The sequence below is a fragment of the Spiroplasma sp. DGKH1 genome (genome assembly GCF_040940205.1).
Taxonomy (GTDB): Bacteria; Bacillota_I; Bacilli_A; order Mycoplasmatales; family Mycoplasmataceae; genus Spiroplasma.
On record NZ_JASTWG010000007.1, the window covers coordinates 24,868 to 38,937 of the forward strand.

Genomic DNA, 14,070 nt, shown 5'->3' on the forward strand with positions numbered 1-14,070 from the left:
TAAAAACTATTAGCGGTGCGGCGTTAGACTTTCTAACGATTCTTCTGACGCTTCTGGTTGAATTTGGCTTAGTTGCTCATGAACTTCTTGTTCACGTTTTTGATTATTAGTTTTTTTAGCACTTAACTCAGCAGTTGATGATACACTATTAGAATTACTTTCAGAATTCATTACTGTCTGTTCTTCATCAACTGGGAATTCTACTACTACGCTGTCTTCTTCTAAACTAGCATGTACTTGTGCTGATGCTGTTCCATAGGAAGAAACTGAAGTTTGACCATTTAATAAAGAAGTATGTTCAGATGGTTCCGAGTTAATTGAACTATTAGCTTCTAAATCATTACCTGGTTGATGATTAGAATAAGCAGTTATTAAATTTTGGGTTGTAGTATAAAGTTCTTTTCCAACACCTAAAATGGCTGGTAAGGCTGCTGGTACAATTCCTAAACCAATAATATCTTTGGCATTTTCAATTCCTAATGAATCAATTTGTTGGTAAGTTAGAATTGAAAATCCAACAATAGCTAATACTGGCGGTGCTAATTTTCTCATTTTATCAAACGCTTGTTTTAACATGGGATCATCATTATTGGTTGGACATAAGTAATCAATTCCAATATTAACTAAATCAACGATTTGGGCAGTTGTAAAATAACCACTAATTTGATTAAAGAAAATATCTTTAATGGCCGTTAATTGGGTTAAATCATATTGGGGTCCTTTGTTATAAAAATATGTTTGGACTGCTCCCGCCACGTTTCCAATCACTGTATTAAATACTGACATTACCCGGTTAGCAATTTTTGCTTTCATCCCCATTGTCGCATGGTTAAGATTATAGTAATCTTTTAAGATTGAATCACAAATTAATAAAATTGGTTCAGGCATTCGGGCAAATTCTGCTGTTTTTGTTCATAACCCAAATTTTTCCATATAAACAGTTCCCATTAAACTCCCTGCGGCTTGAAAAATATTCATAATTCTTGTTTTTCATGTTTCTTGTAAAGTACTAGAAAATTTTTCAAGAAAACCAGCTGCTGATTGGTCTCCTAAATTTTGTTCATTTTCTTCAACAGTACTATCTGTACTAGAATCAAGATCGATTTCAACAAATTCGTCTTGTTCTTCTTCTGTAGTTGATAATTCTTCTTGTTCACTACGTGTTGGCATAATTAATAAATCTCCTTTAACTATTTATCTGTCAAAAAAGATTTCATAATTTTTAAAAGAAACTTTAGAAAATAATATCTTAAAAAAAGAACACCTATAAAATATTAATTTTATAGGTGTTCTTGACACTCAAACAAAAATTATTCACAAATTTATTTATTTCCTAAAGTCATTTTAATTTTATCATAATTTTAAAAATAAAAAAGAAATCTAATTTCTTTTTTAAAATTTTATTAAAAAATATCCCAATTTTAGCGAATATCTTCACTGTTGTTTATCAAATCATTAATTTGTTGTTGTCTTATTTGATTATTTTTTTTATGTTTAACTAAATTATGTTTACAATCTTGTTCATTTTTATTTTTAATTGCTAAGGCTAATCAGTCAAAACATGCTTTGGTAATTTCTAATTGTAACTTCGGTAAAAAATCTTTGGAACCTAAACTTTTATTCTTATATATAGTATTTTCGAAGTTTAAAATAATATTGCCAATTATCTCTTTCCTTTTTAAAATAATTTGATGATTTTGTAAAGGGTTTGACTCTTTTTTAGGTTTTTCATCAAATAATGCTGAAACAAACTGATCACTGGCACTCATCTTTACTGGTGTACATTTTTCTAGTGAATAATGCTGGGATAAGTTATAATAATCATTTTCACTTACGATGTCAACAATTTCTTTTCATAATCAATAAATCTCGTCTTTATTTTTTTTATATAGTTCAATAGCCTTAAAAATTTTTTTATTTTCAATTAAAAAACGTTGGCAATAAATAACTTCTTGATTATGTTCAATTAATCAAAAATTATGCTTAGAATTAATAGGATTAAAAATTGGATTAAAAAAATTTAATGTTTCAGATATATCGTTTACGGTAAAATCAAAAAAGATATTATTATTAATAAACTCATCTTCTTCTTTTGTTAACTCAAAATTATCCAAGAAAGTTCTAGGAGTTGTTAAAAGATATCAAAAAATATTAAGTTTTTTGCGATAATTTAAAAGCTCATTGACTTTAATTGAAAATGGTTCAACTAAAAGTTGACTAATTCTGTTTTCTTCTAAATTAAGAATTGCTTTGAATTGGTTTAAAAAATCTTGGGTAATACTTTTATCTTGAAATATTCATAATTTCTCTTTATTTTTAGTTAAAATTTTCAAAATAAAGTCAGCAGTTAAGTTATAACTCAAATTTCAGCCAAGTTCTTTTAAAGCATTTAAATTTACTTGTTTAGTAATTTCGTATTTTGAAAAAAATACAAAAAGAAAGCTATTTTCTAGGCTGTTTCTTTTTTTATTTAAATTTTGGATTTCTATTGTTAATTGGTCAAAACTTAAACCCTTAATTTTTATTTCTTTATCATAAGTCATTTTTTTATTTTTCACATCGCTAAAAAACTTAGTCACTATTTGAATAGCACTATGTCATTCCTTAATTTTTGTGATATTAATTTTTTCAAGCATTAGTGCTAATTCTAAATAGGCTGCAATAAATTTAAATGCTAATAGAGTATTACAATCAGTAATTACTTTGGCATGGGGAGATGAACTTTTTAAAGCATCATCTTTGGGAAAAAAATGATTAATGTAAGAGCTATTGTATTATTAGATGTCGTATTTCATAACTTATTAAAAAGATTTTGTGACTTAGTTTGTAATAAAATATTGTGTTTTAGCTTCTCGAGATTATTCTCTACTTGGATAAAAATTTCCTTGGTAATATTGCTATTACCAATTGTTAAATATGTAGCAATATTTTGATGAATAAAGTTTTGAGTTTTAAACACGAAATTATACATTTCAAGATATTCCTTTTTAAAATTATCAACTATGTTATATTTTTTTTCCAGTATTGAAAGTTCTTTTGGTATTGAATTCATTCATATGTCTCCTGTTCTGCGTATTAATTCAAAATAATATTTTTTTGATATTAATTAAATGTTTTAATTATTAGTTATAATTTTAAATTCTAAAATTTTGGTACTTTAAAGTACTCTTAGATATAATTATAAGTTTTAAAATTTAAAATATTGATTTATTAAAAATCTTTTTTTAAACAATTTAAAAATCTCAAAACAAGGATAATAGCAAAATTATTAGGTGATGATTATTCTAATTAAAAGACTTATAACCCAAAATAAAAAAAGGAAGAGGTTTTCCTTTTCATTTTCTACTGACGGCTATTAATCCGATCATTTAATAAAATAATAAATTCATCAAAGCCAACAGTTATCTGGTCTTCTTGTCCATATTGGCGATAAGTAATGGTATTGTCGTTCATTTCATTATCTCCTAAAACTAGTTGATAAGGAATTTTTGATACTTGGGCATCACGAATTTTATAGCTCAAGCGTTCATCCCGGAAATCAATGAAAGTTCTTAATTTTAAGGCTTTCAATTTTTGATGAATTTCTTGGGCATAAGGAAGATGTGTTTCATTGACTGGAATAATAGCTATTTGGCGGGGAGCTAGTCAGAGTGGTAAAACTCCTTTTGTTTGTTCTAATAAAATTGCTATAAAGCGTTCATAAGTTCCAATTAACCCCCGGTGGATAATTGTGGGGGTTGCTTTTTCCCCATTTTGGTCAATATAGGATAAATTAAATTTTTGGGGTAATAAGAAATCAAATTGTAAAGTTGACACTGTAATTTCATGGTTTAAAGCAGTTTTAATTTGGATATCTAACTTTGGTCCATAAAAGGCGGCTTCCCCTGGCATTGGAACATACTCAATTTTTAACTCATCTAAGGCTTCTTGGAGCATTCGTTCCGCAAGATCCCACATTTTATCATCATCATAGTATTTTTCTTTATCATTAACATCACGCAAAGATAATGAATAATAATCAACTTCAATGTTAAAAGCTGATAAAGTTTCATTAATTAGTTTAAAACAACGTTTAAATTCTTCTTTAATTTGGTCATTACGAACAAAAATGTGGGAATCAGTTAATTGCATCATCCGTACTCGTTCTAAACCTGTTAAACTTCCTGATGATTCATAGCGGTGCATAATGGCATGTTCCGCTAATCGTAATGGTAATTCGCGATAACTACGCGGTTTTGAATTATAAATCGCAATATGGTGAGGACATGACATTGGTCGTAACACACTTACTTCATGATCTTGGACCATTGGGGGGAACATATTTTCTTTATAATGGTCCCAGTGGCCCGAAATTTTATACATTTCACTAGTCCCAATTACTGGGGTATCAACCTCAATGAAATCATACTCTCATTCTTTTTCGCGAATAAAATCTTGAATGGCGCGTTTTAAACTCATCCCGTTGGGTAACCAAATTGGTAACCCCGGACCAACTAGTTTATCAAAGGTAAAGATTTCTAAATCTTTCCCAATTTTACGATGATCACGTTCCTTACGTTCAGCTAACATTGCTAAAAATTCGCTAAATAATTCTTTTGACAAATGGGCCGTTCCATAAATTCGCTGTAACATTTTATTGTTACTATCATCTTGTCAGTAGGCACCTGCTAGCGATAAAATTTTATATGCTTTCACATACTTTGCATCAACAGCGGCAAAAGTATTATAAAGATATGTTTGCTCATCTAATAAATATGAACATTTTTCAACTTTTTCTGGGGGTAAATTATTAATTAAATCTAAAACATAAGAATTATCGTGGTAAAGCTGTTTTAAAGTGTTAATTGGTGAACAAACACGAGTAATTTTAATATTGTTTTGAATTAATTGAAAAGTTGCTTCGGCAATCTTATCCAAATCAGTTTCTTTGACACTAATTTCAGCATCAAAATCGACATAAAAACCATCATCATTTAAACCAATCTTAGCAATTTTTATTGTCGGATCTAAATTAACTAATGCTTTGGCAGTTAATAATCCCGCTGTATAGTTAATAATTTGTCAGCCTTCGTGGTCTGATTCTAAAACTAATTTAACATTGGCATCACTAGTAATTAAATAATCATATGAGCGCATTTGGTCATTAACAATGGCTCCTAAAGTTCGTTTCCCTAAACTAATTGCTAAACTAGTGGCGAGTTCTTTTACCGTTAGGGGGTTAGCAAATTCTTTTAAACTACCATCTGGTAATGTAATTTTAATCATTGTAATATTTTCCTTTCTAATAAAAAACGCTCATATTGAAATCTGCAATCGATTAACAATAGGAGCGAATTATCGCGGTACCATCCCGTCTTAAATTAAAAATTAACTTTTAATTTATCTTTCACACTTAATATCGAAAAGTGCTTAAACGTAAACTACTGTGGTGGGTAGTAAAAACGGGGTTTAATTGCTAAGGTCTCATTATCCTTAACTTCCTGTAAATTAAGCTTCCCCACTTCCGTGTCCCTTTCGTTTAATTATTTAATTGTAATTTCGCGTAATTCTTCATTCCGAGCAAAAAGAATTTTGCTGCCTGGTTTTGCCCCTCATTTTTTGGCAACTTCCATAATGGCATTATCATCGGTTTTAAAACTTTCATAATTAGCTACTTTATTCATAAAGATTGAATGTCATACTCCAAAGGCTGTGTATAAGTGTTCAATTGGTGAAACTCCTAAGATTACGACATTTGGTCGGAATTTTGAAATTGTTTTTAACAATTCTCCGGTGTTGGAAACAACAACCGCATATTCATAATCGCCATCTTTTGATTTTTCCGCTAATTTGCGAGCAATTTCAGCGCGAACTCCCTTGGTTGAGGCACAAGCATTTTCTAATTGTTTTTCATAATATAATTTTGAATAAAATTCATGTTCAGCCCGTTTATTAATTGTGGCCATTGTGCTAACGGTAATAAATGGATAGTCCCCATTTGCTGATTCTCCTGATAACATTGTTGCATCAGCTCCTAATTCAGTGGCAAAATAAACATCTGTAACTTCTGCTCTGGTTGGATGCGGATTATCGGTCATGGTTTCTAACATTTGGGTTGCCACAATCACAATTTTCCCCGCCGCACGACACTTACGAATAATTACTTTTTCTCAATATGGAACATCATAATATGGGATTTCTAATCCTAAGTCTCCCCGCGCAATCATAATTCCATCGGCAGCTTCAATAATTGCATCAATATTATTAATTCCAATTTGTGATTCAATTTTCGCAATAATTTGAATATGTTCAGCCTTACCTTCTTTTAATAACTGACGAATTTCTTGGATATTAGCAGCAGTGTTTACAAATGAAGCGGCAATATAATCAATTCCTTGTTCAATTCCATATTTAATATCATTAATATCTTTTTCGGCCAAGAATGGTAAGGTAAAGTCAACTCCCGGTAAATTAATTCGTTTGTTTGTTTTAACTAAATGATGATTAAAAGCAGTTGTGGTGATGACTCCTGGTTTTACCTCATTAACATTTAATTGTAATTTTCCATCATCAACTAGGACCATATCCCCGACTTTTAAATCTTGGGACATGTCATATGAGACAGTAATTTCAGTTCCGGTACCTTGACGAGTTTGGTAATCTTCAGGCATTGAATAAATAGTTACTTTATCCCCTGCTTTAATTTCTTGCTTACCATCTTTCATTTGACCAACTCTAATTTCTGGTCCTTTAGTATCTAGTAAAATTGAGATTGGTTTTCCAATTTTTTCCCGAACTTGTTTTGCTCACACAATCCGTGCGCCTTGTTCTTCATGATCCCCATGCGAAAAGTTTAAGCGGATCGTTGTCATTCCACAATTAAACAATTCTTCAATTGCTTCAGCTGAATGCGTACTTGGTCCAATTGTTGTGATAATTTTAGTACGTTTCATTTTATCTTTTAAATCAATTGTTGTCATTCTTTATTTTATCTCCTTCTTCAAAAATTTACTTACAAAATTATTGTATATTAAATTTCTTACTTTTTATACATATTATTATTTAATTCATCAAATTCTAACCAAATATCTTTACGACTAGCACGGGGAATATTTAACGCTTCCATAATAGGACGCGCCACAATTTCATCACCAATATTACCAATTGCTAAGCCCCCCTTGTTGGCAATTAACTGCTTAACAGCAAACTGCGCCATTCGAAAAGCACGGTAGCGTTCCATTGCTGTAGGAACTCCTCCCCGTTGGGTATGTCCTAACACGGTAGCTCTTGTAATATAACCACTTGTTGCTTCCACTTTTTTCGCTAATGCGTGGACATCAGGATAAATCATTTCACTGACAACAATCACTACACTTCGTTTATTGGCTAAAAATAACTGTTTAGCACGTTCAGCAATTTCTTCTTCGGTTAATGCTGCTTCATTAATAGAAATAATATCTGCTCCCCCAGCAATTCCGGCATATAGTGCAATATCACCACAAGCATGGCCCATTACTTCCACAATTGAACAACGGTGGTGTGATTGCATCGTGTCCCGTAAGCGATCAATGGCTTCTACCACAATATTAATTGCTGTATCAAATCCAATTGTATAGTCAGAAGAAGTAATGTCATTATCAATTGTTCCTGGTAACCCAATACAGTTAATCCCCATGTCCGTCAACTTTTGGGCACCTTGATAACTACCATCCCCACCAATGACCACTAAGGCATCAATCTGACGTTTTTTTAAATTAGCAACCGCTTTTTCGCGCACACTAACTTCTTTAAATTCAGGCAAACGAGCACTTCCAATAATAGTTCCCCCTCAGCGCATGATGCTATCGGCAAAGTTATTATCAACACTCTCAATTCAATCATTTACTAGTCCTAAATAACCATCACGCACAATATATGTTTCTAATCCTTTGGCGTGAGCTGTTTTAATGACTCCGGCAATCGCGGCGTTCATTCCTTGCGAATCTCCACCTGAGGTTAAAATCCCAATTCTCTTAATCATTTCTTACATCTCCTTTGATCTTTTTTATTTACACAATTATTATTTTATTCTTAAAAAAGACTTTGTAAAGAATTTCAAGAAAATATTTCAGAAAAACCTAAATAAAAAACCATTTAAGAAATTAAATGGTTTAATGGTTATTGTTCTGAATTTTCACTTGGTGGGGTTGGTTCGCTAGGTTGGTCACTTGGTTGTGAACTTGCTGGTTCTGAGGCAGTTACTAGCAATTGTTGGTTTAATAACGCTAAGTTATTTAACACAAATTGACCAGATTGACTAGCTAACGAAAATTTACATTTCTTTTTACTACGCGAACCTTCAGTATAGTAGATAATAATTTGTTTTAGGCGGTTATTTTGTTCAACTTTGGTAATTTTACGAATCAAAATCCGTTCTCCTAAAAAAGCAATTTCTTTATCATCAATCCCAATGGCAATTGTTTGTAAAAAGAAGAAAATATAAATTCCCACAATAATTGTAATTGCAAAGGCAATCACAATTAAGACAATCATTGTTGCTTGATTTGTACTATCAATTGCAAACCCAAAGACATAGTTAATAACTAAAATGGGAATGTTTAAGGCTAACACACTAGCCATAAAAATTAATACTTTTTTGTTAATAAATTTTTGGGTAAATTCGCGTTTATTAAAACTAACTAAATACCCCGCAATTGATAAGCTAACAGCGACAAACAAGAAGGTTGCCATTGCTAAGGCAATTAGCATTCCCTTTTGATCATCTAAATATGCGCTAAAATATAGCATAAGTTACTCACACCTTTCGTAATGTTATTTTTTATTTACTTGAGCCATAACTTCAGCGGCAAAGTCAACAGTTGATTTTTCAATCCCTTCCCCAACTTCGTAACGAATAACTTTGGCAACAGTACCACCGTTATTTTTTACAAAATCACTAACTTTAAAATTAGGGTCAACAACAAATTGTTGGTCTAATAATGACATTTCTGATAATTGTTTGTTTAAACGACCTTCAATCATTTTTTCCAAAATATTATCTGGTTTTCCGGCATTTTTAGGGTCATTTTTTGCTTCATGGGTTAAGATTTCTTTTTCTTGGGCTAAGTATTCTTTTGATACTTCGTCTCGTGACACAAATTTTGGATTCATTGCCACAACGTGCATTGCCACTTGTTTTCCGTGTTCTTCTTGCACTTTCCCATCAAATAATACTAAAGAAGCAATTCTTTTATTTGAATGTCAGTAAATTCCAAATGATTGGTCATTGTTTTTTTCAACAATCGCAAAACGGCGAAGGGTAATTTTTTCCCCAATTGTTGCAATTGCATGGGTAATTACTTCTTGTAAAGTTGTCCCATCAATTTTAATTTGCATTGCATCTTCAATATTTTTAACATCGGAATTAACCAAGGCATCCCCGATTTTTTTTACTAAATCTAAGAATTTTTGGTTGTTAGCGACAAAATCAGTTTCGGAATTTAATTCATAAATAACTGCCTTGTCTCCTTTTTGAACAATGCCAGTTAACCCTTCGGCCGCAATCCGATCAGCTTTCTTAGCGGCTTTGGCAATTCCTTTTTCGCGCAGTCATTTGATTGCTTCGTCAATATTACCATTTGTTGCTTCTAACGCTTTTTTAGAATCCATAATCCCAGCGCCAGTTTTTTCGCGTAATTCTTTTACTAATTGTGCTGAAATAGCCATTATTTCAACTCCTTTCTTAATTAATTGCTTGTATATTATGTTAAAGGTTACAATATTTATCCCTTGTTAATTATTTTGTTGTGATTTTGCCATCCACAAGATTTAAGTGGGGAATTAATGCACTAATCATATCAGCTTTTTTCCCTTTTTTAACAGCAAACGGTTCGCCAATTGTTTCTAATTCAGCAACTGTTAATTTTGCTAAACTTTTTTCTAAATCATTATCAATAACAGTGATTGTACTTAATTGGTTATTGGCTGGTTTGGCTGGTGCTTGTGGTTCGCTAGTTGGTTTAACTTCTGACTTTACAGGTGGCTCATTGTTAACTTTTAAAGCTGGTTGTTCTGAGTTATTACCAGCAGGATGGTTGTTACGGGGTTCATTGCCATTGCGATCTTCTGATCTTTGATAATTACCACGGCGATCATTGTTATTACGGTTATCATTATTAAAGTCACGTTTAAATTCTGAAGGTTTAAATTGGGGTTCTGGCATTTTAAGACCCATTGCATCACCATATAAGTCGGCAACATAATGGGTTAAAATGGCAATACTACGAGCAGTATCATCATTTCCCGGAATCACATAGTCAATTCCGTCTGGATCAACATTGGTATCACAAATTGCAATAACAGGAATTCTTAATTTCCGTGCTTCGCGAACAGCAATGTGTTCTTCTTTTGGATCAACTACAAATAAGGCTTGGGGTAATTCTTTCATTCCTTTAATTCCCCCTAAGAATTTTTCTAACTTTTCTTTTTCCTTTTTAATTAAGATTTGTTCTTTTTTTGGTAATAACTTTAATTCACCGCTTTTTTCTTGGCGTTCAATGTTTCACAATCTTTTTACCCGTAAGTGAATAGTTTTTAGATTGGTTAAAGTTCCTCCTAGTCAACGTTGGTTAACATAAAAGTTTTCACTTCTTTCTGCCGCATCTTTAACAATTCATTTTGCTTGTTTTTTAGTTCCGACAAACAGGATTTTTCCTTTTTTGCTGGCAATAACTGCCATTAATTTTTTAACATCTTCTAATCGTCAAATTGTTTGTTGCAAGTCAATAATATGAATTTTATTTTTTTCACCATAAATATATGGTTTCATCTTTGGATTTCAACGTTTGGTTTGATGTCCAAATTGCGCTCCAGCTTCTCATAGCATTTCTCTTGTCAATTCTTTTACCATAATATATTTAATTCTCCTTTTCGTTAAAACTTCCATTTACTTCGAACATTTACCACTTATTAATTCAACTATAAGCACTCGGTAAATGAATCCATAAATGTGTATTGTATACCCGATATATGAATACAAGCAAATTCATTATAACATAAAAAGCAAATTATCCTAGTAAAAATAAAAAATGCTAAAAAGTTAGCATTTTTTGAAAGGCTGTTTTTTAAATTAATATTATTATTCGGTCCGACTTATTATTTAAATCTTTCTTAAAATAGTTTGTTTTTCTGAAATAATTATATTAATTTAATTTTATAGATTTAACGCCTCTTTTCACCCATTCACAAATATTTTAATATCTTTATTTGGAACAAGCAAGATATTTTGCGCACTAATTTCTCCAAATAAATTATTATCAAGATCGCTCGGCAGGTGGTTAAGTTGTTCTTCATTTTCTTTTTGCTTGTTTAAAATTGCCATGGTGCTAGTATATAAGAAATAAATAAAGGCAATTCCATAACCAAGACTAATTGCTTCACTTAATAAATGGGCAAACCTAATTTCATTAAACATTAACGGTGAAGTATTAATGCGACCAAGTTTTTCAAACAGGGTGGTGATTAATAATAAATAACCAAATTTAAAAACATTGCTTTTTTCATCACTGCGAGCAATTCACCCACATAATTGTAAAATTAAGGCAAAAACTACCATTACTGCTAACGTTCATAAAACAAAAGTTCAGTTAATTCGCCGAGAATTAAGGCGCAAAAGATTATTAATTATTTCTGGCACTACAATAATAAAGGGTAACCCATAAATTATGTATAATAAAGAATGCACCAATTTGCGGTTATTAGCTAAAATTGCAAAGGTAATTAGCAATTGAATATAAGAATAAAAAGTTAAGAGCGAAAAATAATACTGCTTATCAAGCGCCACATTAATTAAAATTCTTCAAATAACATTGCCAAAAATAAACATTCCAAACCCAAAAATAATGGCAATTATTTTACTAATAGCATAAACTAACTGGTGACGTTTATACTGACAATTATAATAAATAAAGATTCATGATGATAATAATGTAACAAGAAAAATTCCCGCCAACACAAACATTCATAAAAATAAACTAAAAGTTCCGGTTTCCAAGCGGTTTTTATCAATTCAATGAACTAAGTTAGGGCTATCAAAGATATTCTTGATTAAAATATCTCCTAAGAAAACTTTCTCCACTTCCTCACCTACTTTACTGTTAACAATTATTCATTCTTGCTATTATTGTATCGTTTTCTTAAAAATTTACAACTTTTTCGGATTAAAGTCAGGAAAAAAAGCAAAATTTTTAAATATTTTTAGAAAAAATTTCATAAAAATATAAAAATAGTTAACAAATGTTAACTATTTTTCAGATAAAATGGCGATTCCAACACTGTATTCTTCTTCATGACTTAAGGAAATGTTTAAAAACTCATTTTCCGCTAAGTTTAGTCCAGTGACTTTTAATTTATTGTCATCCCCCGTAGCAATACAAACAGTATTAAGTGGAAAGTTATATTCTAAAGCCTTAATTAGGGCTTCTTTAACTGCTCATCTTCCCGCTAAGTATTCGCGTTGACGAGTTTTGCTATCAACACTACTATAATATTGAAATTCTTTTTCCGCTAAAATTTTACTAGCAAACTGATCATTAACTTTAATCCGCTTATTTTTAATAATATCTATCCCCACATTTTTAATCATCTTTTTTCCTACTTTCTGATATTTTTTGACATTATAACATTTAAAAACGATATAATAAAGAAAAAGAAATCGGGAGAAAGTTATGACAAGTTGTAGTTTTAAAAAAGTTGATGATAAAACAATTGCTAATATGCAAGCTTATTACCAACCATATCAAATCACTAATAAAGATCCGAATAAAATGGCAGTATATTTTGTTAATAAGATTACAATTAGCATTTATCGCACTAAAACAGTTCTTTTTCAAGGCGAACATTGTGAGCAAGAAGCTAAAAAGTTTTTTCAAATTAATAATCACCCGTCAGTGCCAAGTAAAACTAGTCTTAATTATTATGAACCAGATGTCATTGGCAATGATGAAGTTGGGGTTGGCGATATTTTTGGTCCCTTAGTAGTAACTAGTTGCTTTATTGATAAAAATGTTATTCCCCAGTTAAAAACATTCGGAATTAAAGATAGTAAAAAACTAAGTGATTATCAAATTATGCAAATTGGAGGACAATTAAAAAAACTTATTCCCTACCATAGTGAAATTATTGATAACCAAACTTATAATGATTGATATGATCAATATCAAAATGCCCATGTGATCAAAGCGATTGCCCATAATAATGCCATTAAACAGTTAATTAAAAAATATCATTGCCAATATCGCCAAATTGTTATTGACCAGTTTGTTAATGAAAAAAAATATTATGAATATTTAGCAACCCAGGGTGAAGTTATTAACCAGAATGTTATTTTTGTTACTAAGGGTGAAGATAAATCACTAGCTGTTGCATGTAGTGCTATTATTAGCCGCTATTTGTTCTTAGAAGCAATTATGAAGTTGGAATATCAATTTCAAATTGCCCTCCCATTAGGAGCTAGTGAGCAAGTTAAACTTCTGGCCAATGCTTATAAAAAACGATTTAAACCAGCGGAATACCGCCAATTTATGAAGATCCATTTTAACTTAGCCAAAAAATAAAAACCACGAGTTATTTCGAAACTGGTGGTTTTTTAATAATTACTTCTAAGGGACTAATTGCCCGGAATTTAACATTTGCTTTGCTAAACATTAATTTAGCCGCTTGGTTATCTTCAGTTTGGTCATACTTATCATTATCATAAATGACTTCCGTAATCCCCGCCTGGATAATAATTTTGGTACATCCTGAACAAGGAAATAAGGTGGTATAAATTTGACAACCACTTAAATCAACCTTGGCACTTAAAATAGCATTTAATTCCGCATGGGCGACATAAGGATACTTGGTTTGCAAATACTCCCCCTCGCGATCCCACGGAAATTCATCATCATTTAAACCACGGGGTAAACCATTATAACCGGTGGCAATAATTTGTTTAATTTCATTAACTACACAACTGCCAACTTGGGTCATTGGATCTTTACTTCGCATTGCACAAACATGGGCAACACTTAAAAAGAATTCATCCCAAGTTAAATAATCGGCGCGCTTCGGCAT

At 31.2% G+C, this 14,070-nt stretch carries 13 protein-coding genes; 1 reads left to right on the top strand and 12 read right to left on the bottom strand.

Going from position 1 to position 14,070, the window contains the following annotated elements; all coding sequences use genetic code 4:
- Nucleotides 1-9: 9 nt before the first annotated feature.
- The 11 genes from QPK10_RS05785 to QPK10_RS05835 all read right to left on the bottom strand — a co-directional run bounded on the left by QPK10_RS05785 (nucleotide 10) and on the right by QPK10_RS05835 (nucleotide 12,601).
- Nucleotides 10-1,170: a hypothetical protein gene (locus tag QPK10_RS05785; RefSeq protein WP_368487056.1), complete on the bottom strand. Its 1,161-nt coding sequence runs from the start codon at nucleotides 1,168-1,170 to the stop codon at nucleotides 10-12.
- Nucleotides 1,171-1,421: 251 nt separating this feature from the next.
- Nucleotides 1,422-2,636, bottom strand: coding sequence for a hypothetical protein (locus QPK10_RS05790; protein ID WP_368487057.1), 1,215 nt, complete (start codon nucleotides 2,634-2,636; stop codon nucleotides 1,422-1,424).
- A gap of 89 nt (nucleotides 2,637-2,725) precedes the next feature.
- Nucleotides 2,726-3,052: a hypothetical protein gene (locus tag QPK10_RS05795; protein ID WP_368487058.1), complete on the bottom strand. Its 327-nt coding sequence runs from the start codon at nucleotides 3,050-3,052 to the stop codon at nucleotides 2,726-2,728.
- 290 nt (nucleotides 3,053-3,342) lie between these two features.
- Nucleotides 3,343-5,265, bottom strand: a complete 1,923-nt coding sequence (gene thrS, locus QPK10_RS05800; RefSeq protein ID WP_368487059.1) for a threonine--tRNA ligase — start codon at nucleotides 5,263-5,265, stop codon at nucleotides 3,343-3,345.
- 257 nt (nucleotides 5,266-5,522) lie between these two features.
- A complete protein-coding gene (gene pyk, locus QPK10_RS05805; protein ID WP_368487060.1) occupies nucleotides 5,523-6,959 on the bottom strand; it encodes a pyruvate kinase in 1,437 nt (478 codons plus the stop codon).
- Between the two features lie 59 nt (nucleotides 6,960-7,018).
- Entirely contained in the window at nucleotides 7,019-7,999 is a 981-nt protein-coding gene (gene pfkA / locus QPK10_RS05810) for a 6-phosphofructokinase (protein ID WP_368487061.1), read from the bottom strand.
- A 137-nt stretch (nucleotides 8,000-8,136) separates the two neighbouring features.
- Nucleotides 8,137-8,766: a hypothetical protein gene (locus QPK10_RS05815; RefSeq protein WP_368487062.1), complete on the bottom strand. Its 630-nt coding sequence runs from the start codon at nucleotides 8,764-8,766 to the stop codon at nucleotides 8,137-8,139.
- Between the two features lie 24 nt (nucleotides 8,767-8,790).
- Complete coding sequence (gene tsf / locus QPK10_RS05820; RefSeq protein WP_368487063.1) at nucleotides 8,791-9,684, bottom strand: translation elongation factor Ts; 894 nt, start codon at nucleotides 9,682-9,684, stop codon at nucleotides 8,791-8,793.
- Nucleotides 9,685-9,754: 70 nt separating this feature from the next.
- Nucleotides 9,755-10,867 carry a 30S ribosomal protein S2 gene (gene rpsB, locus QPK10_RS05825; RefSeq protein ID WP_368487064.1) on the bottom strand — a complete coding sequence of 371 codons (1,113 nt, stop codon included), beginning with the start codon at nucleotides 10,865-10,867 and terminating at the stop codon, nucleotides 9,755-9,757.
- A gap of 303 nt (nucleotides 10,868-11,170) precedes the next feature.
- Nucleotides 11,171-12,094: a hypothetical protein gene (locus tag QPK10_RS05830; RefSeq protein ID WP_368487065.1), complete on the bottom strand. Its 924-nt coding sequence runs from the start codon at nucleotides 12,092-12,094 to the stop codon at nucleotides 11,171-11,173.
- A gap of 165 nt (nucleotides 12,095-12,259) precedes the next feature.
- The gene (locus QPK10_RS05835) at nucleotides 12,260-12,601 is read right to left on the bottom strand and encodes a holo-ACP synthase (RefSeq protein WP_368487066.1); all 342 of its coding nucleotides are present in this window, start codon (nucleotides 12,599-12,601) and stop codon (nucleotides 12,260-12,262) included.
- An 82-nt stretch (nucleotides 12,602-12,683) separates the two neighbouring features.
- Here QPK10_RS05835 and rnhC point away from each other — a divergent pair, with 82 nt between their 5' ends.
- Complete coding sequence (rnhC, locus tag QPK10_RS05840) at nucleotides 12,684-13,571, top strand: ribonuclease HIII (protein WP_368487067.1); 888 nt, start codon at nucleotides 12,684-12,686, stop codon at nucleotides 13,569-13,571.
- 10 nt (nucleotides 13,572-13,581) lie between these two features.
- Here rnhC and QPK10_RS05845 read toward each other — a convergent pair whose 3' ends face one another.
- Nucleotides 13,582-14,070: a cytidine/deoxycytidylate deaminase family protein gene (locus QPK10_RS05845; protein WP_368487068.1), complete on the bottom strand. Its 489-nt coding sequence runs from the start codon at nucleotides 14,068-14,070 to the stop codon at nucleotides 13,582-13,584.